Origin of the sequence: Kitasatospora sp. NPDC058478 (assembly GCF_042720345.1) — a bacterium.
Taxonomy (GTDB): Bacteria; Actinomycetota; Actinomycetes; order Streptomycetales; family Streptomycetaceae; genus Kitasatospora.
This window is the reverse complement of record NZ_JBHXML010000001.1, coordinates 114988-136252: the sequence shown is the minus strand read 5'-3', so window position 1 is coordinate 136252 and position 21265 is coordinate 114988. Positions and strand designations below refer to the sequence as shown.

General features: G+C 75.7%; 13 protein-coding genes. 5 read left to right on the top strand and 8 right to left on the bottom strand.

Annotated elements, in window-relative coordinates; all coding sequences use genetic code 11:
• The first annotated feature begins 90 nt into the window (after nucleotides 1–90).
• The 5 genes from ACFWPT_RS00565 to ACFWPT_RS00545 all read left to right on the top strand — a co-directional run bounded on the left by ACFWPT_RS00565 (nucleotide 91) and on the right by ACFWPT_RS00545 (nucleotide 5420).
• The gene (locus tag ACFWPT_RS00565; RefSeq protein ID WP_380478400.1) at nucleotides 91–1365 is read left to right on the top strand and encodes an acyl-CoA dehydrogenase family protein; all 1275 of its coding nucleotides are present in this window, start codon (nucleotides 91–93) and stop codon (nucleotides 1363–1365) included.
• A 476-nt stretch (nucleotides 1366–1841) separates the two neighbouring features.
• Entirely contained in the window at nucleotides 1842–3983 is a 2142-nt protein-coding gene (locus ACFWPT_RS00560; protein WP_380478398.1) for a sensor histidine kinase, read from the top strand.
• Nucleotides 3983–4414 carry a roadblock/LC7 domain-containing protein gene (locus ACFWPT_RS00555; protein ID WP_350874986.1) on the top strand — a complete coding sequence of 144 codons (432 nt, stop codon included), beginning with the start codon at nucleotides 3983–3985 and terminating at the stop codon, nucleotides 4412–4414. Before ACFWPT_RS00560 ends, ACFWPT_RS00555 begins: the two co-directional genes overlap by 1 nt.
• Nucleotides 4411–4791, top strand: a complete 381-nt coding sequence (locus ACFWPT_RS00550) for a DUF742 domain-containing protein (RefSeq protein ID WP_063349858.1) — start codon at nucleotides 4411–4413, stop codon at nucleotides 4789–4791. Before ACFWPT_RS00555 ends, ACFWPT_RS00550 begins: the two co-directional genes overlap by 4 nt.
• A gap of 53 nt (nucleotides 4792–4844) precedes the next feature.
• Nucleotides 4845–5420, top strand: coding sequence for an ATP/GTP-binding protein (locus ACFWPT_RS00545; RefSeq protein WP_063349857.1), 576 nt, complete (start codon nucleotides 4845–4847; stop codon nucleotides 5418–5420).
• A gap of 95 nt (nucleotides 5421–5515) precedes the next feature.
• Here ACFWPT_RS00545 and ACFWPT_RS00540 read toward each other — a convergent pair whose 3' ends face one another.
• The 8 genes from ACFWPT_RS00540 to ACFWPT_RS00505 form a co-directional block, all read right to left on the bottom strand.
• Nucleotides 5516–5989 (bottom strand): MarR family winged helix-turn-helix transcriptional regulator, encoded by a 474-nt coding sequence (locus ACFWPT_RS00540; protein ID WP_380478396.1) that lies wholly within the window; start codon nucleotides 5987–5989, stop codon nucleotides 5516–5518.
• Nucleotides 5990–6089: 100 nt separating this feature from the next.
• Nucleotides 6090–8060, bottom strand: coding sequence for a hypothetical protein (locus ACFWPT_RS00535; RefSeq protein ID WP_380478394.1), 1971 nt, complete (start codon nucleotides 8058–8060; stop codon nucleotides 6090–6092).
• 2 nt (nucleotides 8061–8062) lie between these two features.
• Complete coding sequence (locus tag ACFWPT_RS00530; protein WP_380478392.1) at nucleotides 8063–11884, bottom strand: DUF5682 family protein; 3822 nt, start codon at nucleotides 11882–11884, stop codon at nucleotides 8063–8065.
• A gap of 4 nt (nucleotides 11885–11888) precedes the next feature.
• Nucleotides 11889–13103 carry an AAA family ATPase gene (locus ACFWPT_RS00525; protein WP_380478390.1) on the bottom strand — a complete coding sequence of 405 codons (1215 nt, stop codon included), beginning with the start codon at nucleotides 13101–13103 and terminating at the stop codon, nucleotides 11889–11891.
• Complete coding sequence (locus ACFWPT_RS00520) at nucleotides 13100–18268, bottom strand: hypothetical protein (protein WP_380478388.1); 5169 nt, start codon at nucleotides 18266–18268, stop codon at nucleotides 13100–13102. The genes ACFWPT_RS00525 and ACFWPT_RS00520 overlap by 4 nt, the downstream gene beginning before the upstream one ends.
• Nucleotides 18265–19122 (bottom strand): DUF4132 domain-containing protein, encoded by an 858-nt coding sequence (locus ACFWPT_RS00515; protein ID WP_380478386.1) that lies wholly within the window; start codon nucleotides 19120–19122, stop codon nucleotides 18265–18267. Before ACFWPT_RS00515 ends, ACFWPT_RS00520 begins: the two co-directional genes overlap by 4 nt.
• A 192-nt stretch (nucleotides 19123–19314) precedes the next feature.
• Nucleotides 19315–20100 (bottom strand): ABC transporter ATP-binding protein, encoded by a 786-nt coding sequence (locus tag ACFWPT_RS00510; RefSeq protein ID WP_380478384.1) that lies wholly within the window; start codon nucleotides 20098–20100, stop codon nucleotides 19315–19317.
• A 135-nt stretch (nucleotides 20101–20235) separates the two neighbouring features.
• Nucleotides 20236–21261, bottom strand: coding sequence for an ABC transporter substrate-binding protein (locus ACFWPT_RS00505; RefSeq protein ID WP_380368973.1), 1026 nt, complete (start codon nucleotides 21259–21261; stop codon nucleotides 20236–20238).
• Nucleotides 21262–21265 lie beyond the last annotated feature (4 nt).

Here is a 21265-nt window from a genome sequence, read left to right as displayed (position 1 = left end):
AACCCCCACTCATTCCCGGGGAGCGGCTGGAGCGACTTCGACAGCACGGACGGAGGCACGGCACATCCACTGACAAGAGAGGACCCCAGCATGGCGATGGACTACTTCACCGACGAGCGCCACGAGAGTCTCCGAGCGGAGGTCCGGGAGTTCGCGGAGAAGGAGGTACGCCCGCACGTGGCCCGAATGGAGGCCGAACGGACCGTCGAGTTCGAACTGTCGCGGGAGATCGCCCGGCGGGGCTGGATCGGGGTGACCATTCCGCGCGAATTCGGCGGACTGGGACTGGGGCACCTCGCCAAGACCATCATCGTGGAGGAACTCGCCCGGATCAGCGGCGCCATGGGTGCGATGGCGCAGGCCTCACAGCTCGGAGTCGCCAAGGTCATCCACTTCGGCTCGGACGCCCAACGGCGCAAGTGGCTGCCGAGGTTCGCCTCCGGCGAGTCGCTGCCGACCATCGCCGTCACGGAACCGGAGTGCGGCGGCCACGTGCTCGGCATGTCCGGCACCGCCCGCCGCGAGGGCGACCAGTACGTGCTCAACGGCCGCAAGTGGTTCGTCGGCAACTCCCACATCGGCGACGTGCACGGCGTGGTCTTCCGCACCGGCGAGGGCAGCAGGGGCCTGTCCGCGTTCCTGGTCGAGAGCGGGCGCCCCGGCTTCCGCGTCGGCGAACTCGGCTCGCAGAGCGGCCTGCACGGCTTCAGTTTCGGCGAGATCGTCTTCGAGGACTGCCGCATCCCCGTCGGCAACCGGCTGGGCCTGGAGGGCCAGGGCCTGGACGTCGCCTACTCCTCCTCCACCCTCTACGGCCGGCTCAACCTCGCCGCCGTCGCGCTCGGGATCCACACCGCGATCGTCCAGGACACCGCGCGCTTCGCCGAGGAGCGGGTGCTCTACGGCAAGCCGATCAACCGACTGCCCAACATCGCGCTGAAGCTCGGCGAGATGCAGTCCAGGCTGATGACGGCCAAGTTGGCCGCCTACCACGCCTCGCACCTGCTCGACCACGGCAAGGCCTGCGACGCCGAGCTGATGAACGCCAAACTCATCAACACCGAGTACGCGCTGGACTCCGCGCGCAACGCCATGGAGATCCACGCCGCCCGGGGCCTGCAAGCCGAGTTCAGCATCGAGCGCTACCTGCGCGACGCCACCCACGTCTACCCGCCGGCCGGGACCTCGGACGTCCAGCGGCTGCGGCTCGGGCAGGTCGCCTCCGGCACCTACGGCAAGCAGTGGTCGGCGGAGCTGTCCGACCTGGCGAGCTGGGCGTGGAGCGAACTGTCCCAGCGGGAGGCCGCGGTGGAGCTGCAGGCCATCGGGGGCGGGCAGGTGGTACCGATACCGCTGGCGGGCTGAATCGGTACTGCGCACCCTCGGGACCGGGCACCCTCGGGGCCGGGCACCCTCGGGGCCGGGCACCCTCGGGGCCGGGCACCCGAACCGAGAGGGCGGACGTTCGGCACGGCGGCGACTTGACCTGTTCCTGACGACTCTCCGGGAGGTTCTCCCGGCCCCCGGAGAGCCGTCCGCGCGCCGTCCACGTGCCACCCGCGACCGACGTGAGCTGCGACTTTCCGCCGGCGGACACTCCCCCCGGACTCCTCCACCATCGTCACCACCCGTCCACAGATCGTCAGTTGATGTTGCGATGAGGGCACCTGGGACTGATAGCGTTCCTGCCGTCGGCGGCCGTGCTGCACCCCCGCCCGGACGATGACACCGCGTCACCCCGTCCGGCCACCCCGGCCGTGGCGCCCTGAAGCCCCGGCCGGACCGCGTACAGGCCGGCCCGCCGTTCGGCCCAGCGACTCGGCCCTGCAACAAGGAATCAGATGCCAGGCATATCGGCCCCCCGCACGGCCCACCGCGCCGGCCGGTCCGGCTCGCTCCGCAGCTCGCTCCTCGCCCTCGTACTGGTGCCCAGCCTGGGCCTCGCCGCCGCCTGGGGCTACGCCGCCTACCTGCTGCGCGGCACCGAACACCGCACCGCCCTGATCGCCGGAAGCGCCGTCGTCGCCCTGGTCCTGCTGATCAGCCTGGCCCACGGCATCCGGACCGCGCGGGCCCTGTCCGCCCGCCTCGGCGCACTGCGCACCGACACCCTCTCGCTCGCCCAGGACGAGATCCCCGAGGTCGTCGGACGGCTGCGCGCCGGGGAGCCCGTGCCCACACCGCCCGCCTGGTCACCGTCCCGCCGGACCGGCGACGAGGTCCAGCAGACCTCCGACGGCCTCGCCGCCGTCCGCCAGGCCGCCGTCGCCGCCATCATCCACCAGGCCCAGGGCCGCGAGGGGACGAAGAAGGTCTTCCTCAACATCGCCCGCCGCACCCAGATCCTGATCCACCGACAGATCAGCATGCTCGACGCCCTGGAGCGCGAGCACGAGGAACCCGAGCTGCTGCGCGAACTGTTCGCGGTCGACCACCTCGCCACCCGGATGCGGCGCAACGCCGAGAACCTCGTCATCCTCGGCGGCGCCCTGCCCGCCCGGCGCTGGCGCAACGCCGTGCCCATGGTCAACGTGCTGCGCAGCGCCGTCTCCGAGACCGAGAACTACGCCCGCGTCGTCGTCCAGGGCGTGCCGCGCGCCTCACTCAGCGGACAGGCCGTCGCCGACGTCATCCACCTGATCGCCGAACTCATCGAGAACGGCACCACCTTCTCCCCGCCGTACACCCAGGTGCAGGTCTCCGCGCAGGAAGTCCCCAAGGGCCTGGCGGTCGAGGTCGAGGACCGCGGCCTCGGCATGGGCGAGGACGAGTACGAGCGGCTCAACGACTACCTGGCCAACCCGCCCGAGCTGGACGTCTCCGCCCTCGGCGACGACCTGCGCCTCGGCCTGTTCGTCGTCGCGCGGCTGGCCGCCCGGCACGACATCCAGGTCACCCTGCGGCCCTCGCCCTACGGCGGCACCCGGGCCGTGGTGCTGGTGCCGTCGGTGCTGCTGGAGCAGGCCGACCAGCCGGCCGCCATGGCCGGACTGCCGTCCGGCGCGCGGGTCACCCGGACCCCTGTACCCGAGCCCGTGCGGGCGGCGGGCGGCAACGACCCCGGCGGTCCGGACGGGGGGCCGACCGGCGCGCTCGGCGGGCTGATCGGCACCGGGCCGGGCGCTCCGGCGCCCGGGGCCGAACCGGGTGCGCCCGGCGGGCCCGGGGTTGGTGGTGTGGCCAGTGGCCTGGTGGTGCCTGGTGGTCCCGGGGTGCCCGGTGTTCCTGGTGCGGGTGGCAGCGGTGTGATCATCGGCGAACTGCTCGCCCAGTACCCCCTGGACGGCGGCCCGGCCGAGGGAACCGCCCCCGGCCCGGCCAACGGCGGTCTGCCGGTCGGCGCCGAGATACCCGGTCTGCCCGGGGCCGTGGTCGTCCCCCGGCCCGTCTTCCCGCGCCCGTACGAGGTCCCGTCCGACATCCCGCCCGGTGGGCCGCCGGCCGACGGCCGTGCTGCGGACGTGCCGGCCGGAACCACGGCCGGAACCACGGCCGGGCCCACGACCGGGCCCTTCGACGGTGCCACCGCCGAGCCTCCTGCGCCCGCGCACGGACCCGCCCAGGAGGAGCACTCGGACCACGGCCCAAACGGCGAACTGCGCACCCCGCGGGTCCTGCCGCAGCGGGTCCGCAACGCCAGCCTCGCCGAGCAGCTCCGCGAGGCCCACGCTCCCGGCGCCATGCTGCCCCCCGTGGTCGGCCCGCCGCCCCCGGCCGGGCCCTGGCACGGAGCCACCGGAGCCGCCGGACAAACCGGGGCCACCGGAGGAACCCGGGCCGCCAGGGCCGACGAACCGTCGCCACAGCGCTCCCGCACCACCATGGCCGCCATCCAGCGCGGCACCCGGACCGCCCGCGCGGCCGACCCCGACGCGCCGACCACCCCCACCGCCCCCCAGGCGCCCGCCGCGCCCCACCTCCCGGCCGCACCTTCCGCCGCCTGGGAGGCCTCCGCCGTTCAGGAAGCCAAGGAACAGCAGTGATGACGCAGCACACCGACACCCAGCGCGACCTCAACTGGCTGCTGGACCAGCTGGTGGCGCGGGTACCCGAGACCCGGCACGCCATCGTCCTCTCCGAGGACGGCCTGCTGGTCGGCACGTCCCAGGGCCTCGACCGGGCCGACGCCGAACACCTCTCCGCCGTCGCCTCCGGTCTGCAGAGCCTCGCCCGCGGCGCCGGCCACCGCTTCAACGGCGGCCGGGTCCGGCAGACCGTGGTCGAGATGGATCAGCTGTTCCTGTTCGTCACCACCGCCGGGCAGGGCGCCCGGCTCGCCGTCCTCACCAGCGAGCAGGTGGACGCCGGGCTGATGGCCTACGAGATCAACATGCTGGTCAAGCAGGTCGGCCAGTACCTCACCGCGGCACCGCGCAGCGACGCAGGCCAGGCCGGCGCGGGTGGCGGTGCGTGACCGCCGACGCCGAGGAGGCCTGGTTCTACGACAAGGACGCAGGCCATCTGGTCCGCCCCTACGCGATCACCAACGGGCGCACCGGCCCGGTCCGTGACGGATTCGCGCTGATCACCCTGGTGGTCACCTCCGACCCGCGTACCGACACCAGCCGGCTCACGCCCGAACCGGCCGCGATCCTCGACCTGTGCCGCGAACGCCCGCTGGCCGTGGCCGAGATCGCGGCCACCCTCGACCTGCCCGTCAGCGTCGTCAAGGTGCTGCTCGACGACCTCGCCGAGGCCCGGCTGATCCTCACCCGCGCCCCGGTCCAGCTCGCCGAGGCGCCGGACATCTCGCTGATCCAGGCCGTGATCGAGGGCGTCCGCCGGCTCTGACCCGGCGGACCCGACCGCCCCGCACCTCTCAGTCCCACTCCAGGAGACCCGAATTGACGACCCAGAGCCTGGTGCCGGGCGCGGTCAAGATCCTCGTCGCCGGCGGCTTCGGCGTCGGCAAGACCACCATGGTCGGCTCGGTCAGCGAGATCGAACCGCTGCAGACCGAGGAGCGGATGACCCGCGCCAGCATCGGGGTCGACAGCCTCGACGGCGTCCAGGGCAAGTCCACCACCACCGTGGCGATGGACTTCGGGCGGATCACCGTCCGCGAGGACCTGGTGCTCTACCTGTTCGGCACACCCGGCCAGTTCCGGTTCTGGTTCATGTGGGACGACCTCGCGCTCGGCGCCCTCGGGGCGATCGTCCTCGCCGACACCCGGCGGCTCGAATCCAGCTTCGCCGCCGTGGACTTCTTCGAGCAGCGCGGCATCCCGTTCGCGATCGGCGTCAACTGCTTCCACGGCCGCCGCGACGCCAGCCCCGAGGACGTCCGGCGCGCCCTCGACCTCGGCCCCGAGGTCCCGATCGTGCTCTGCGACGTGCGGGAGCGGGCGTCCAGCAAGGAACTGCTGCTCGCCCTGCTCGACCAGGTGCACCGCAACGCCCTGTCCGCCGGGCGGCGTTGAGCGTCCGGGCCGTGCGGGGTCGCCGGGGGTGGCGCCGGACTTGATGTCGGGGTCGGGGTCGGGGCCGGGGTCGGGGTTCAGGCGTTGGTCGAGGTTCAGGCGTTGGTCGGGGTGCGGCCGGCGGCCGGGTCGTCGAGTCCGGAGAGGGCGTGGACCAGCGGCGCCAGCTCCGGCACCTCGGCGGCCTGCGCCAGGGTCGCCTCCAGGGTGGCGTCGTGCACCGGGCGGGCGGCCGTCAGCAGGGTGCGGCCCTCCGGCGTCAGCTCGGTGTAGATCCCGCGCCGGTCGTCGGCGCAGAGGTAGCGGCTGAGCAGCCCACGGTCCTCCAGCCTGGTCACCAGGCGGGTCGTCGCGCTGCTGCTCAGCGCCGCGGCGCGGGCCAGCTGCTGCATCCGCATGTGCCACCCGTCCTGCCGCGACAGGGCGTCCAGCACCGTGTACTCGACCACCGAGAGCCGGTGCTCCGCCTGCAACGCCTTCTCCAGCGCCGCGTCGATCAGCCCGTGCAGCGCGGCGAGAGTCCGCCAGCCACGGGCCCGGACCTCGGCCGCGTCGTCGCGGATACCCATCGCTCGCCTTCCCTTCCACTTCCCTGCACGTCTCGTGACGTCTTCCCTGGGACAAGTATGCCAGCCGGCGCGGATTAGCTGTCTGTGCAAATAGTTTTCCTTATACCTCCCCTCGATGCCGGTCCATGGCGGGCTCCCCGGCCCAGGCGGCGGCGCAGAGCGCGGCGGCCAGTTCCTCCGTGTAGGAGGCGGCCGCCAGCCAGGACCCGGCGAAGGCGTCGTGGTCGTCCGGGACAACCCGGCCGAACACGTCGCGGCGCCGGTCGGCCGCGGCGGCCCGCAGGGCGTCCAGGAGCTCGGCGGCCGTCACCAGCCCGGCGGCGCGCAGCAGGCTCCCGTCGGCGGCCGCCGTGGCCGCGCTCGGGGCCAGGGCATGGCGCCCGGTGGTGACCGCCTGCTCGACCCGGCGGCCGAGCACGTGGACGGGCGGCCCGTACGGGGCATCGCTCGGGAGACCGACCGGAAAACCGGGCACGGCATCGGTGGGGGTGGCGGTCTGGAGGTCGGCGGTCTGGAGGCGTTCGAGGCCGAGATTGACCCGGTCGGCCCGGTCCGCGGGGACGGCGAGCGAGGGAAGGCCGGGGGCCTCGGGGGCCGTCGAGGGCTCCGGGGGTGTGCCGATCGCGAGCAGGCGAAGCTCCGGACGGTCCGATCGCTCCAGACGGCCGATCACCCGCAGCCGCAGGCCGGGCGCGGTGGCGAGCAGTGCGAGGTTCGCCCGGAAGGCCAGCCCCGGGTGCTCGTGCCCCGTGCACAGACCGACCTCCAAGCCGCCGTCGGCGCCATCAGCACCGCCCTCGCAGCGCGCCAGCAGCCTCGGCGACCCGCCCGGGCCGACCGGAGCCGGGCCCAGCAGAGTCACGTCCAGGAACAGCAGGTCGCTCCCGGCCGGGCGGCCCTCGTACGGCAGCGACTCCGCCGCGAGCGCCCGCGCCACCTGGGCGGCCACCGGTTCGGCCCAGAGCGCGGCCACCGGCTCCGCCGTCCACGCCGCGCCCGCCGCCCGGACCGCCCGGACGGAAGCACCCGCGCCCAGCCGCCCGGCGGCGGACCGGGTGGCGCCCTGGACGGCCAGCCCGGCACGGCTGAACTCCCGGTGGCTGAGCGGGGCCTCCCCCAGCCGGACCGTCCGGTTGCCCGCCCCGACCGCCTGCGGGGCGGCGGCCGCCACGTCACCGTGCGGCATCACCTCGGCCACCGTGCTGAGCCGGCCCCCGGCGTCCACCGCCCAACTCACCACCCCCGCATGCGTGGCCGTCAGCACCGGCTCGGTGAACAGCCCGTACAACCGCAAACCGCCCTCCTCGCCGTACGCCTGGCGGGCGGTGCCGCGCAGCTCGGCGACCGGGCCGGAGCCGGTGCTCAGGGCGGTGGTGAGGTCCAGCAGCTCGCGCAGACCGGCCACCAGGTCCGCCAGCCGGTGCTCCGGCGCCCCGGACCGGGCCGCGCGCACCCTCGTCACCACCACGACCGCCGCAGCCGCCGGGCGGTACAACCCCGCCAGCCGCGCCCGGTGGGCCGCCCGCAGCAACTCGGCCTGCGCGACCGCCCCCGCGCCGCTCACCCCGGCGGCCAGCACGGCGCACCCGGCCCGGTGGAGGTGGCGGGCCGCCGCCACCTCCACCGGGGTGGGCCCGGCCTCGGGCTGCGCCTCCTGTGACTTCTGTGACTCCCGTGGCTCCCGTCGCTCCTGCGGCTCCTCCGAGGGCGCTGGGGCCGCCTCGGTCGGCGCGACCTCCTCGGGCTCCTCGGGCTCCTCCGCCAGATCGGCCAGCTCGGCCAACGGGCAGAGCATGACCGCAGCGGCCCGGTGCACGCAGGCCGGGGCCAGCAGGCAGCCGCAGCGGACGCCGGCCGCATCCGCGACCACCGCGCCCGGGGCGTGCAGCACGAGCGCCGTCTCCTCGTCCACCTCCACCCGCCACTCGTCACCGCAACGGGTCACCGGCCGCTCCGCCAGCTTCGCCGCCGCGCCGTCCAGCCGCTTCTGCAACCGGGCGCTCAACCCGGCCACCACCTCCGCGACCACCTCCGGCCGGACCGCCGGCCAGCCGCTCGTCCGCTCCGCCACGCTCATCGCACCTTCTCCCCCACCCAGCGGGCCAGTTCCAGCGGACTCAACGCCGCCACGGGCATACCGGCCGCGACCAACTGGCCCGCGACCGCCTTCGAATAGCGGGCCGTCCCCGTGTCGTCCAGCGCGGCGCAGCCGAGCAGGTGCACACCGGAATCCACCAGTGCCCGGGTCTGGGCCAGCAACCCGCCCACCGGGCCGCCCTCCTCGAAGTCGCTGACCACCACGACCAGCGTCCGGGACGGCACCGTCACCAGCTTCCGCGCATACCGCAGCCCGCCCGCGATGCTGGTGCCACCACCGATCCGCACCTCCAGCAGCACACTCAGCGGATCCTCCACCCGCTCGGTCAGGTCGACGATCTCGGTGGAGAACGCCACGAAGTGGGTGCTCAGCGAAGGCACCCCGGCCAGGATCGACGCCGTCAGCGCCGCCCAGACCGTCGACGCCTCCATCGACCCGGAGACGTCCACGACCAGGATCAGCCGCCAGTCGGCCGCCTGCCGGGCCCTGGTCCGGAACACCGGACGCTCGGGCACGATGAGTGTGCCGCCGTCCCCCGACGGGCGGGCCGTGGCGAGATTGGCGCGAATGGTCCGGTCCAGGTCCAGTCCGCCACCCGGCCGACGCGTCGGCCGCGGCACGCTGATCCCGGTCAGCGCCGGACGCAGCCTGGTCGCCAACGCGCGCGTCAACTCGTCCACCAGACGCCGCACCAGCGGACGCAGCCGCGCCACCCTCGCCTCCGGCAGGCCGCCCGCGTGCTCCAACACCGTGCGCAGCAAGTCGACCGACGGGCGGACGGCACCCGGCTCGATCGCCTCCAGGACGTCCGTCCGACCCTGCGCCACAGCGGCCGCCAGCACCTCCTCCCGGACTCGCGGCCCGAACAGCGCCGACAGTTCCTCGGCCCACTCCCGCACCCCCGGGAAGGGCGCCTCGCGGCCGCCCCGCCCGGACCGCCCGTCCAGGCCCGGGCCGGAGCCCTCGCCTCGCCCGCTGCCGTACAACTCGTCCAGGGCGGTGGCGAGTCGGGCGCACCGCCCGCTCAGGCCACCGCTGCCGGGGCGGCCGAGGAGCAGCCGCCAGCGCTCGGCCGGGGCGAGGGCGTGCCGCGTGGCGACGGGCACGGAAGGGAGCGGCTCGACGCGGTGCGGTGGCTCGGGCGCCGGATCGCCCCCGGGCGCTGGCAGCAGGCCACGCCGGGCCAGCGCCGCGCGGGCGGCCAGATCCGCGCGGACCCAGCCGGCCACCACCGCCGGCGGGACCTCCTCGGGCAGGCCTGCGAGCCGGGTGCCCAGGCGCTCCTCGACCAGGACCAGCAACCGGTCCCGGGCGGCCGGGCTGAGCGTGTCGAAGCCCCCGCGCAACGCCGGCAGCCGGTCCAGGAAGGCGGCGTCGGGCAGCGAGGTGATCCGCTCCAGCACGGGCTCCAGCGCCTCCGGCGCGGTGGCGAACAGGCCCTCCGCCGCCGTCAGCAGGCCGACCAGCCCCCGCCCGAGCGCGTGCCGGGCCTCCGGGCCGGTCGCCCCGTCCACCCACGAAGCCGCCCGCCCGCCCAGCGTCTCCGCCCGCTCCCGCCCCAGCAGCACCCGCACCGCTCCGGCTGCGCCTCGCACCAACGGACTCCCCCGGTCCGCGAGTTCGGCCAGCACGTGCCCCAGCCGCAACCCGCCGTCCAGATCCGCCCGCCGCGCCAGCTCCACCAGCGCCCGCGCATCCGCCGGATCGTCCGACCCGCCCAACCCCTCCAACTGCCGCACGGCTGCCACGGTCAACACCTCGCCCACCGCCCCCAACCGCCCCGCCGGCCCGGCCGACGCCCCGCCCGCACCGGGCAACGGCGCGGAGCCGTCGGGGAACGCGGCGAGGTGCGCCGGCTCCTGCCGGCCGGGCTCGGCGGACCCGCCGGGGGCGGCGCCCAGGTCGGGCGACGGCGCGAGAGCCCCGGGGGCGCCGGGGGTGTCTCGGGTGTCGGGGGTGTCGAGTGGGGGGTAGCCCGGGAGGTGGCCGGCGGCGAGGCGGTCGAGGAGGGCCAGGGCGTCGAGGAGTTCGGGGAGGGTGCCGGAGGACGGGAGGACGGTGGCGAGTTGGGTGAGGCGGGTGTCCGCGAGGGCCGGAAGGCCGCAGGCGGCCGCGTCGGTGAGGCCTTGGAGGACCTCGCGGGCGGTGGGGCCGTCGGCCTGCTGTTCACGGCGGAGGCGTTCGCGCAGGGTGCCTTCGGCGGCCTGCGCGGGGGTGACGCCTCGGGCGCCCGCGACGGTGAGCATCGCGGCAGCGGCCGGGGTCCAGTGGAGGCGCCAGCGCGTGCCGATGGCTTCGGTGCCGCCCGCGCCGGTGGTGGTGACGGGGTCGGCGTAGGGGACCCCGCAGGCGGTGAGGCGGTGGAGGAGGATCTCGCGGCGGCGGTCGAGGGGGGTGCGCAGCGGATCGAGGCGGAGTTCGCGGGGCTCGGGGTCGGCGGGGCCGGGGAGGCCGAGGTCGGCGAGGAGGGCTTCGACGGCGGGGGCGAGCCCGCTGCGCGGGGCCGCGGGGGTGGCGCGGCCGGTTCGGGTGCCGACCAGGACGCGTTCGAGGGCGCGGGCGACGGCCCGGCCGCGGCCGAGGGGTTCGCCTTGGGCGAGGACGGTCTGGACGGCTTCGACGAGTTCGCCGCGGCCGGGGGCGGCGTGGCCGCGCAGGCGGGCGAGGTCTCCGGCGAGGCGGACGATCTCGCGGGCGTCGGCCGGGCCGGAGGGGTGGTCCTGGCTGCGCAGTGCTTCGCAGATCCGGACGGCGGTGGTGGTGAGGGCCCGGGTGAGGCGGTCGGGGTCGCCGCCGGCGTCGAGGACGGTGTGCTGCCACTCGGGATCGCGGATGCCCGCCGGATAGCCGGAGCGGGCGTCGAGCAGCGGGTAGGTGTAGGGGATCAGGGAGAGGGCGTGCCCGAGGTGGTCCGGGTGCGGCGGTTCCTCGGTGGCGGCGGGCCCGTCGAGCAGGGCGGGCGCGTGGAAGGCGCCGACGACGGCGGCGACCCGGCGCCCGTCGGCCGCCGCGGCCCGGATCCGGGCACGCATCCAGGCTTCGCGCCGCAGGTCGTACGGGTCGACGCCGGGGCCGGTCTCGGCGTCGCGGCGCAGCGCCCAGCCGACCAGCAGGGCGGCGCGCCGGACGGCGTCGGGGGTGGAGCCGGGGGCTGCGGTCTCGACGAGGCGGTCCCACAGGTCGTCGTCGGAATCGCGCCCGGTGAGGCGGTGGCGCAGCGCGTCGGCGACACCGGGGGCGCCGGGGGCCCCAGGGGCGGGCTGTTGTTCCTCGTGGGGCGTGGTGCGGTGGGCGAGCGGGAGGTCGCAGGCGAGTGTCTCGACGCCGTTGCGCCGGGCCCAGCGCAGGGCGACCAGCTCCGGGGAGAAGTCGGCGAACGGGTAGAAGGCGAGTCGGCCCGGGCCGGAGTCGGCGGCGGGGCCCCGGCCGCCCTCGCGGCCGGCCGGGGCGGCCGCGAGGGCGACGGGGGCCTGGGTGTCCTCGTCCGCCAGCCAGCCGAGCCAGGGCTGGAACTCGGCGGGGAGTTCGACCAGCACCACCTCGGGCTTGACGGCGTCGAGCAGCGCGGGGAGGACCGCGCTGAGCGACGGCGCGTGGTGCCGCACGCCGATCAGGTAGGGCCCGGGCCGGCCGGTGCCGGAGGCGGCCAGCCGCTCGGCCTCGGCCCGGACGGCCGGGCGCGGGTCGTCCAGGCCGTCCAGGTGGCCGGGGCGGAGCGGACGGACGGGGCCGTCCTGGTGGTCGCGGCCGGCCTGGTGATCGGGGCCGGCCGGGGCGGGCGTCACCGTGCTGGTCATCGCCTCATGCCTCCAGGGCCGAGCGGAGGTCCCACAGGGTGCGCCAGGTGCCGGCGCCCTGTTCGGCGCGCCGGCGGACCGGCCCGTCCCAGTAGCCGAGCAGCCGTGCCGCGTCGGCCGGGTCGTCCTTGCGGACGACACCGATGAGTTGGCCGGGGAGGCGGCCGAGCAGGTCGCCGCCGTCGGGCAGGTAGGCGGCGGTGACCCCGAGCGCGGTGGCGACCGAGACGGCTTCTGCCGTGCTCATCACGGTGGACGGGCGCTCGACGTCCCAGCCTTCGGTGGAACGGCCGGTGCGCAGGTCACGGAAGGCGGTGACGAGGGCTTCCAGGACGGCGTCGTCCACCGCGTAGGGGGCTCCGGCGCGGGCGACGGCGACGGTCGACTGCCGGCGGACGAGTTCGACCTCGGCGGCGAGGCTGGCGATCGGGCCGACCGTCTCGAAGTTGAACCGCCGCTTGAGCGCCGCGGACATCTCGCTGACGCCCTTGTCCCTCAGGTTGGCGGTGGCGATCAGGGTGAAGCCGGCGGCGGCGTGCAGCTGTCCGTCCGGGGTGCTGGCCAACTCGGGGACGGAGAGCCGCCGTTCGGAGAGCAGGGAGACCAGCGCGTCCTGCACCTCGGGCAGGCAGCGGGTCACCTCCTCGACGCGGGCCACCGCCCCGGTGGTCATCGCGGTGAGCACCGGGGAGGGCACCAGGGCAGCCCGGCTGGGCCCCTTGGCGAGCAGGAGGGCGTAGTTCCAGCCGTACTTGAGCTGGTCCTCGGTGGTACCGGCGGTGCCCTGGACGGTGAGCGCGCTGGTGCCGCAGACGGCGGCGGCGAGCAGTTCGGAGAGCATGGACTTGGCGGTGCCGGGCTCGCCGACGAGCAGCAGGCCGCGCTCCCCGGCGAGGGTGACGACGCAGCGTTCGACGAGGGCGCGCTCGCCGACGAACTTCTGCTCGATGGCGAGGCCGCGGCGGCCGGCCTTGAGCTTCTCGCCGTCGCTGCCCATGACGAAGGTGACGACGGCGCGCGGGGTGAGCCGCCAGCCGGGCGGGCGCGGGCCGCTGTCGTACGCGGCCAGGAACTCCAGTTCGGCGGCGTGCTTCTCCTCGGGCGGGATGATCTGCCGGCTCGCGGGGGCGGTGTCGGCGCTCGCCTTCGGGTTGCCTGTCGGTGTGCTGCCCGTCGGTGTGCTGTTCGTCGGCGTGGCGCTCATCGGCGTGGTGCTCATCGGCGGGCCTTCCTGCGCTTGCTGGTCTGGAGCTCTTCGTAGCCGGGGGCGTCGCCGTCGAGGGTCCGCTGCCAGGCCCGGGCGAACAGCTCCGGGACGGGCAGGTGGGGCAGCGGGACGCGGTGGGTGGGCAGTTCGTAGAGGGCGGCCTTCCACGTCTCGGCGGGCAGGGCGGGGGCCTTGGCCTCCTGCCAGCCGCCGGGCAGGAAGAGGGTGCGGCCGGCCCGGGCCCGCTTGGCCTCCAGCACCAGGTCGGTGGCGGCGAGTTCGACGCGGGCGCGCTTGAGCCTGGCCGGCTTCCAGCCCGTCCAGCGGGCGACGTTGCGGTCGGTGGGGTCGGGCAGGGCCAGCAGTTGGAGGTAGAGCACCGCGGCGTCCTCGCCGAGGCCGTGGGCCCGGGCCGCCTCGGCGACCAGGTCGGGGACGGTGAGCTGCGGGTGCTGTAGCCAGGTCTGGCCGTCGGCGGCCACCACCGCCTCGGTGGTGGCGGCTGCCAGGCGCTCCACTTCGCCGCGCAGGACGGCCTCGATGGCGCCCCGCTCGGTTTCCAGCCAGTAGCTGGCCCCCAGCCCGCCGAGCAGTTCGAGCACCGGGTCGTCGGGGCCGGTGAGCCCGGACGGGCGCAGCCAGACCCGCTCGTACTCGTCGTGGTAGGGCGTCAGGACGAGGGCCGGGCCGCAGTCGACCAGTCCGTTCGGGTCGGCTCCGCCCGCGGCCGGCAGGCCGAAGTGGGTGCGCAGGACGGCCGACATCGAGGCGCCCTTGGTGGTGTGGACGAGGTGGAAGTCGAGCAGCAGGTCGGGGTCGGCGAGGCGGCTTCGCAGCGCGGCGGCGGCCGCGGGCAGCAGCGGGCGCAGCGGGCTGTCGGCGGGCAGGTGGTAGGCGAGCCAGCGCAGGGCGTCGACGGCGCGGCCGAGGTCGCCGGAGGCGGGTGCGGCGCTCTGGTCCTCTGCGAGCAGCTGGGGGGTGGACCCGCCGCCGTCGCTGAGCCGGAAGGCCGTGGTGCCGGTCAGCCAGGGGGTCTGTGCGGGGTTGAGCACCGCCTCGATGTGTTCGATCTGCGCGCCCTTGACGGTGGCCTGGGCGGCCTCGGGGAGGGTGACGAGCCGGCCGAAGTGCCGGATCCAGGCGGCGGCGCCGGCGTCGAGGTCGGGGCCCTCCGTCCAGAGGGTCTTCGGGTCGGCGGGCAGCAGGGCGCCCCAGACGTCGGCGAGGGCGTCCCGGTCGCGGCCGCGCAGCCAGTCCCGAGCGGCCTTGGCCTCGGTGGACTTGAGGCCGTACTCGGCGAGCCGGTCGGCGGGCAGCACGGCGCTGTGCCACTGGAAGAGCCCGGGCGGCGGGCTGAGCAGCAGGGCGGCGCGGGCGGCGCCGATCCCGGTGAGCCCGCCGAAGGCGGTGGCGCGGTCGAGCTGCCAGGGGGCGCCTCCGTGCAGCGCGGCCGCCTGCCGGAACGCGGCGATCCAGGCGGCGCCGACCCGCTCCTCGGTGCCGCGTTCCTTGACGGTGGTGAAGTGGGCGACGGGCCCGAACGCGCCGCTCGGGTCGTGGTCGACGGCGTACCACTGCTCGGTGCCCTCGTGGTGCCGGCGGTGGCCGAGGATGACGACGGTGCGGTCGCCGTGGCGCAGCACCTGCCCCTCGCGGGGGACGGCGGGCTGGTGGCGGTTGGCGCGGTCGGCGGGTTCGCCGAGGACGATCTCGCGCAGGGTGGCGCCGCGGTCGGCGAGCACTCCCTCGGTCAGTTCGCCGAGGAGCAGCACGAGGCTGGAGCGGTGGGCCGGTTCGGTGAGCGGGGCGGCCACCGCGTAGGCGAGGGTGTCGAGACGGCCGAGCAGGTGCAGCCAGCCGTGGTGGGTGCCGCCGTATTGCAGGGTGACGGTGGCCGGGGTGCTCCAGCCCTCGCCGGTGGCGGCCGGCGGGTCTGCCAGGACGGCGGTGACGGCGCGCAGGTTGTTGAGCACCCGCCACCGGTCTCCGCCGCCCCAGTTGGGGCCGAAGCAGGCGACGTCGGGCAGGAGGGTGGTGACGGCCTCGCGCAGTTCGTGGTCGCGGCCGTGCTCGGGCCGGTACTCGGCGGCCTCGGCCTTGGACGGCTTCTCGGCCTCCGGCTGCGGGACGAACCGGGCGATCCGGTCGAGCAGGTCGGCGGCGGTGCGGGCGAGCCCGGCGACCCCGGCGAGCAGCAGCGGGTGGCTGATGCCGGGCAGGACGGTGCCGACCGCCTGAACGGGCAGGACGCGGCGGGCGCCACCGGACTGGGCCAGCGGGCGTCGGACGCCCTGGGCGGTGATCCAGCGCTGCTCGTCCTCGGGCACGGGCCGGCTGTCGGTCGGCCAGGCGGCGTCGATCAGGCGGGCCGCCTGCTCGGTGTCGACGGCCCGCAGGACGCGTGAGCCCGCCTCGTCGCGGGGCCGCAGGGCGTGCCAGTGGTCGAGCGGGGGGACGAGCGCGGTGCCGGCGGCGGCGAAGTCCCCCGGGCGGCAGGGGCGCAGGTCGACGGTGCGGTCGGTCTCGACGGCCAGGTCGGGCAGGGTGAGGGCGAGGCCGTCGCGCTGCGCCTCGGTGACGACCGGTTGCGCCTGGCCGGGGAGGGTGAGGCGGCCGACCGGGACGTGGTCCGGGTGGCCGTCGGTGATCGGCAGGACGATGACCTGCCCGTCGGCGGTGGTGGTGGTGACGGCACGGTCGAGGTCGACCCGGACCCAGCTGCCGAGCACGGTGCCGTCGGTGCCGAGCGGCGTCTGCTCCAGGCCGGGCTGGAGCGGCAGCAGTCGGGCGCGCGTGAGGGTCAGTCGGCCGGCGGCCGCGGTGGCGGCGATCACCGGTGGTTCGGCGGCGCGGCCGAGGGCGCCGGTGTGCGGGTCGAGTTCGCGCAGGACGGCGCCGTCCTGGCCGTAGCGCACTGTCCAGTGGCCGGTACCGTCGCCGAGGACGCGGTGTTCGGCGGGCATCCGGGTGTCGCCGAGGTGCAGCGGGCGTTCGCCGGTGGTGCGGCCGCCGCCGGGCAGCGGGAGGGAGGGGGGCTCGGGATCCCGGTCGCCGTAGTGGTAGCCGGTGATGGTCTCGCCGGTGAGTTCGACGACCTCGCCGGGCTGGCTGGACCAGTAGGCGTGCTGCTTTCCGTCCTGGTGCCAGGCGACGAGGAGTTCGCCGTCGACGAAGCGCAGCCGGGGCTGGTTCCAGCGTTCCTTCGCCGGGGGCAGGCGCAGGGTGTGCTCCAGCAGGACGCCCTGCGGGCCGACCACGACGGCCTGGTCGTGGCGGGCGAGGATCAGGTGCGGCCAGGCGTCCTCGACGATCAGGCCGGTGAGGCGCCCGCCGTTGAGGCCGGGGGTGTCGGGCGACTCGGAGTCCGGTCCGGCGGAGTCGGGGACGGCGGAGTCGGGGCCGGCAAGGTCCGCAGGGTCCACGGGCTTGGCGGGGTCGGCCGGGTCGGCGAGCTTGGCCAGGGCCTCTTCCAGGGCCGGCCAGCCGAGTTCGTCGAGGATGCCGGCGCCGAGCGCCCCGGCGAGCAGGGCGGTGACGTCGAGGGCGGCGATCCGCTCGGCGGCGGCCGGGGCGACGGCCCGCACGGCGGTGCGGTACGGGCTCAGCGAGCTCACCAGGTCGGCGGCGCCGGCCAGGCCTCGGGCGGCGGTCAGCTCGTCGGTCCGGAGTTCGGCCCACTCCTCGAACAGGCGGCGCAGCAGCGGCAGGGCGGGCACCTGCCGCTTGACGGCGGTCTCCCAGGCGGGCGGGGTCGCGGCGCGCAGGACGGGCCGGAACCGCGGGTCGGCGGCGACGGCCGCGAGGCCGGCGCTGTCGGGGCCGCACTGGTCGACCCAGTCCTTGAGGTCGAAGCGGAGGGTGGCCGACGGGTCGGCGACGGGCACGCCGTCGGCGAGCAGCCGGTCCAGCAGGTCGAGTTGGGTCTGGCTGCTGTGGACGCCGGTGTACAGGTCCACCGGGACACCGTCGGCCCGCAGCCGCTCGGCCATCCGGCCGGCCAGGGCGACGGTGGCGGCGCAGCTGGGCCGGGAGCGCCAGCCGCGCCCGAGGTGGTGGCACCAGCGCTGCAGCCACGCGGCGGCGGGCTCGGCGCCCTCGGCGCGCGGGCCGGTGAGCAGCTGCTCGGCCCCGGTCTCGGCGAGCAGGACGAGCCAGGCGGTGTCGTTCACGGCGGCGTCGGTGCCGGCCGGGTCGGGCATCAGCTCCAGCAGGCGGGCCCGGACCACCGGGTCGCGCCGGCCGAGTTCGGTCAGGGGGCCGTGCCAGGACTTCCAGAACGCCCCGGGCGCCCGGTTGGCACCCGGGCCGGCCAGCAGTTCGGCGAGCAGCGCCTGTTCGTGCTCGGCGCGGTCCAACCCGGCGGCCTTGATCAGTGCGCGGGCGTCCTCGGCGACCCCGGCGTAGGGGGCCATGCCGGCGGCGGAGCGCTCGGTGCAGAGCTGGCGGAAGCGCTGCCAGGCGGTCAGCGCGTCGAGCCGTTCGGCGAGCTCCTTGACGTACTGGCGCAGGGACTTGACGGTGAGCGCGCCGGCCAGGGCGAACTCCAGGAAGACGGCGCGCAGCCGTTCCTCGTCGACCGTCAGGCGGTAGGTGCGCTCGGCCTCGCGGGCCTTGCCGAAGTAGCCGGCGGCGTAGGTCTGGTTGCCGTGGGCGAGGAAGATCCGGCCGACCTCCTCGCAGAAGGTGGGCAGGAAGTGCGGCACGGCGCGGCCGAGGCGGGCGGCGAGCGCCTCGAACCCGTCCTTGGCGGTGCCGGGCTTGGACCGGGCCTGGCGGGAGAGCCGTTCCATCTCCTTGACCAGGGCGAGCGCGTGGTGCCCGTTGGCCGGGTCGTGGACCAGCGCCCAGGCGGGGAAGCCGAGCGCCTCCTGGCGGACCTGGCCGACCTCGGCGGGCGTGCCGTCGGGGACCAGCCCGAGGAAGTCGACAGCGAGGTCCTCGGCCGGTCCGAGCGCGCCGGGGACCAGCCGGACGATCCGGCGCCCGTCGAGCGCGGGGTGGGTGTAGGCGCGGGCGGTGAGCACGTCGGCGGCGCTGTCGGGGCGGCCGACGCCGGGCAGGGTGCCGGGCGGGAGCACGGCCCCCGCGTCGAGCAGCCGCTCGTGCGGCCCGGCGTCCTGGGCGGCCGTCCGGTCGGCGTCCTGAACGGCCCTCTGGTCGAGTCCGGTGGCGGTCATGCGGCGTCCTCCCCTTCGATGGTGCGGCCTGCGTACAGTGCGGCGGCCATCCGCATGCCCTCGGACCAGGCGATCGGGCCGACCTCGGCGAGCGGCAGCACCCGGCCGTCCGGGCCCGCCCAGCTGAGCGCGCCCGTCTCGCAGGCGTCGTACTCGTAGTAGTCGCCCACCCAGACGCGGGCCTCGACGGTGCGCCCCGCCTCCACCACGGGCTGGACGGCGGAGCCGCCGCGCACCCGGTGGCCGAGCCGGGCGCAGCGCCCGAGCAGTTCGCGCAGCTCCCGGTAGCGGCCGCCGGCGTAGGTGGTGACCTCGGTGCCGGTCGGCCGTTCGTCCGGCCGGTGCCAGACCTCCCGGTAGAGCTGCGGCACGCGCTGGGAGACGCCGAGCTCGACGGCGAACTCGCGCAGGTCGTCGAGGTCCAGGAGCAGCACGGGGTGGGGTATCAGGATCTCGCCGTCGGTGAGCCGGACGGTGTCGCCGTCCAGGTCCACCAGGCCGAGCCCGCGCTCGGCGTCCGCACCGCGCAGGAAGCCGGCGACGGCGCCGTCCGGGCCGGTGACCACCAGGTCGCGCAGGACGGCCTGCCAGGCCTCGTCCGCCCAGACCGCGGTCAGCACGGCGGCGGGCACCGGCAGCGAGCGCACCATCCACCGCTCGACGTCCTCCTGGCAGCGCCGCTCGTGCGCGGCCAGCCACTCGGTGAGCTGCCTGAGCTGGGTGACCACCGGATCGTCACCGAGCTTCGACGGCAGGGACTTCAGCTCGCGGCCCGCCGCGTTGCGGCAGACGACCTTGCCCTCCCCGTCGAGCGCGACGCGGTACCCTCCCGCGCCTGTTTCCACCCATGCCACGGACGTCTCCTCCCACCTGCCGGTCAGCGATGCGAGGAACGTAGCGAGGACCACTGACAAAGCGGCGGCCGGGGAGGCCGCTGCGCGGCTTCCGGGGCGCAAACCCGTCGAACGAGTGAACGGGGCAGGGCGGCACGCCGCCTGCCCCGTCACCCGTCTCCCGTCGCCCGCCAGGTCATACCTGACGCATCGTCAACGTACTGACGCCGCCCGGGGGACGATCACCGGAGCGCCGTCGCCGGGGGCGGCGAGCACGTCGCTGTCGATGTCGTACAGCGCGCGCACCAGCGGTGCGTCGACCACCTCGCGGGGCGGGCCGCAGGCCACCACCGAGCCGTCGCGCAGGGCGACGACCAGGTCGGCGTAACGGGCCGCCGCCGCGAGGTCGTGCAGCACCATGACGACCGTCCGCCCGCCGGCGGCGACCTCGCGGACCAGTTCCAGCACCTCGACGGCGTGCCCGAGGTCGAGCGCGCTGGTGGGTTCGTCGAGCAGCACGACGGGCGCGTCCTGGGCGAGCACCATGGCGAGCCAGCAGCGCTGCCGCTGGCCGCCGGAGAGGCGGTCCAGCCGGCGGTCGGCGAGTTCCTCGACGCCGGTGGCGCGCAGCGCCCGCGCGGTGAGCCGCTCGTCGTCGGCCGACCACTGGCGGAAGAGCCCCTGGTGCGGGTGGCGGCCGTAGCGGACGAGTCCGGCGACGGTGACCGCCTCGGGGGCCTGCGGGCTCTGCGGGAGCAGCGCGACCCGGTGCGCGGCCTGGCGCGGCCGCAGCCGCCAGACGTCCTCACCGCCGACCAGCACCCGCCCGCCGTCCGGCCGGTGCAGCCGGGCGACGGCCCGCAGCAGGGTGGACTTGCCGCAGCCGTTCGGGCCGACGACGGCCACCACCCGGCCGGCCGGGACGGTGAGGTCGACGCCGGCGAGCACCGGGCGGCCGGGGCCGTAGCCGGCGGTGAGGCCCTGGATCGTCAACTCCATCGAGGGTTCCTTCGGTTGGAGGGGGCTGCGGGCCGGCCGGGCGAGGTGCCGGCCGGCCGGGCACGGGCGCGGGCCCGGCCGGGTACGAGCCCGAGCGCGGACACGGGCCCGGAACGGGGCCCGAACGCGGGCCGGTCAGGAGGCGGCGAGCGCCTTGCCGATGTCGCCGATGACCACGTCGGCCGCGAGCGGCCCGCCGCGGGTGGACCAGACCGACCCGTCCACGGTGACGGCGTGCTTGTTCTTCACCGCGCCCAGCTCCTGGTAGGCGGGCTTGGACTGGACGTCCTTGAGCGCGGTCTTGCCGTCGTCGGTGAGGGTGGACAGGAACAGCCAGTCGCCGTCGATCTCGGCGAGCTTCTCCAGGCTGAGCGCCGGGCTGTGCGCGTTGCCGTCCTTGTCCTGCGCGGCCGGGCGGGTGAGGCCCATGTCGAGGGCGACGCCGCTGGCGAACTGCTTCTTCTCCATCCAGCTCGGCCCGGTGGGGTTCCAGCGGACGATGGAGACGGCCGCGCCCTTGTTCTTGCCGAGGTCGCCTCCGGCCTTGGCGGCCTTGGCCTCGTAGTCGGCGATCACCTTGTTGCTCTGGTCGAGCTTGTTGACGGCGTTTCCGATGCCGCGGAAGGCGAGCTTCCAGTCGTCGGTGGGTGCCATGGTGACGAGGGTGGCGGGGGTGATCTCGCGCAGCTGCTTGAGCATCTGCTCGTCCTGCATGTCGCCGGCCAGGATGAGGTCGGGCTTGGCGGCGATGACCTTGTCCATGACGGGCTGCAGCAGGTTGCCGACCACCGGGACGCCCTGGACCTTGTCCTTGAGGTAGGCGGGCGGCTCGTTGAGCCCCTGGCCGTTGGTGATGCCGACGGGCTTGACGCCGAGGGCGAGCACCGCGTCGAGGTCCTCCTGGGTGAGGGTGACGATCCGCTGGGGCGCGGCGGGGATCTCGACGGCCTTGCCGGTCGCGTCCTTGACGGTGCGCTTGCCGCCGGCCGCGTCCGCCGCCGGGCTGCCGGCGGCGGCGGAGCCGCCCGCGGAGCCCGAGGATCCGGAGGAGGACCCGGAGGAGCCGCACCCGGCGAGCAGGAGGGCGGCCGCCCCGGTGACGGCCAGCGCCCGGGCCGCGCGGCGGCGGACGGGGTGGAGCGGGCTCTGGGCGAACGGCATGGGT

Bases quoted from the DNA above. Each gene is read 5' to 3' on its own strand.
- ACFWPT_RS00565 (WP_380478400.1), top strand. From the start codon at position 91: ATGGCGATGGACTACTTCACCGACGAGCGCCACGAGAGTCTCCGAGCG.
- ACFWPT_RS00560 (WP_380478398.1), top strand. From the start codon at position 1,842: ATGCCAGGCATATCGGCCCCCCGCACGGCCCACCGCGCCGGCCGGTCC.
- ACFWPT_RS00555 (WP_350874986.1), top strand. From the start codon at position 3,983: ATGACGCAGCACACCGACACCCAGCGCGACCTCAACTGGCTGCTGGAC.
- ACFWPT_RS00540 (WP_380478396.1), bottom strand. From the start codon at position 5,989: ATGGGTATCCGCGACGACGCGGCCGAGGTCCGGGCCCGTGGCTGGCGG.
- ACFWPT_RS00530 (WP_380478392.1), bottom strand. From the start codon at position 11,884: ATGACCAGCACGGTGACGCCCGCCCCGGCCGGCCCCGATCACCAGGCC.
- ACFWPT_RS00525 (WP_380478390.1), bottom strand. From the start codon at position 13,103: ATGAGCACCACGCCGATGAGCGCCACGCCGACGAACAGCACACCGACG.
- ACFWPT_RS00520 (WP_380478388.1), bottom strand. From the start codon at position 18,268: ATGACCGCCACCGGACTCGACCAGAGGGCCGTTCAGGACGCCGACCGG.
- ACFWPT_RS00510 (WP_380478384.1), bottom strand. From the start codon at position 20,100: ATGGAGTTGACGATCCAGGGCCTCACCGCCGGCTACGGCCCCGGCCGC.
- ACFWPT_RS00505 (WP_380368973.1), bottom strand. From the start codon at position 21,261: ATGCCGTTCGCCCAGAGCCCGCTCCACCCCGTCCGCCGCCGCGCGGCC.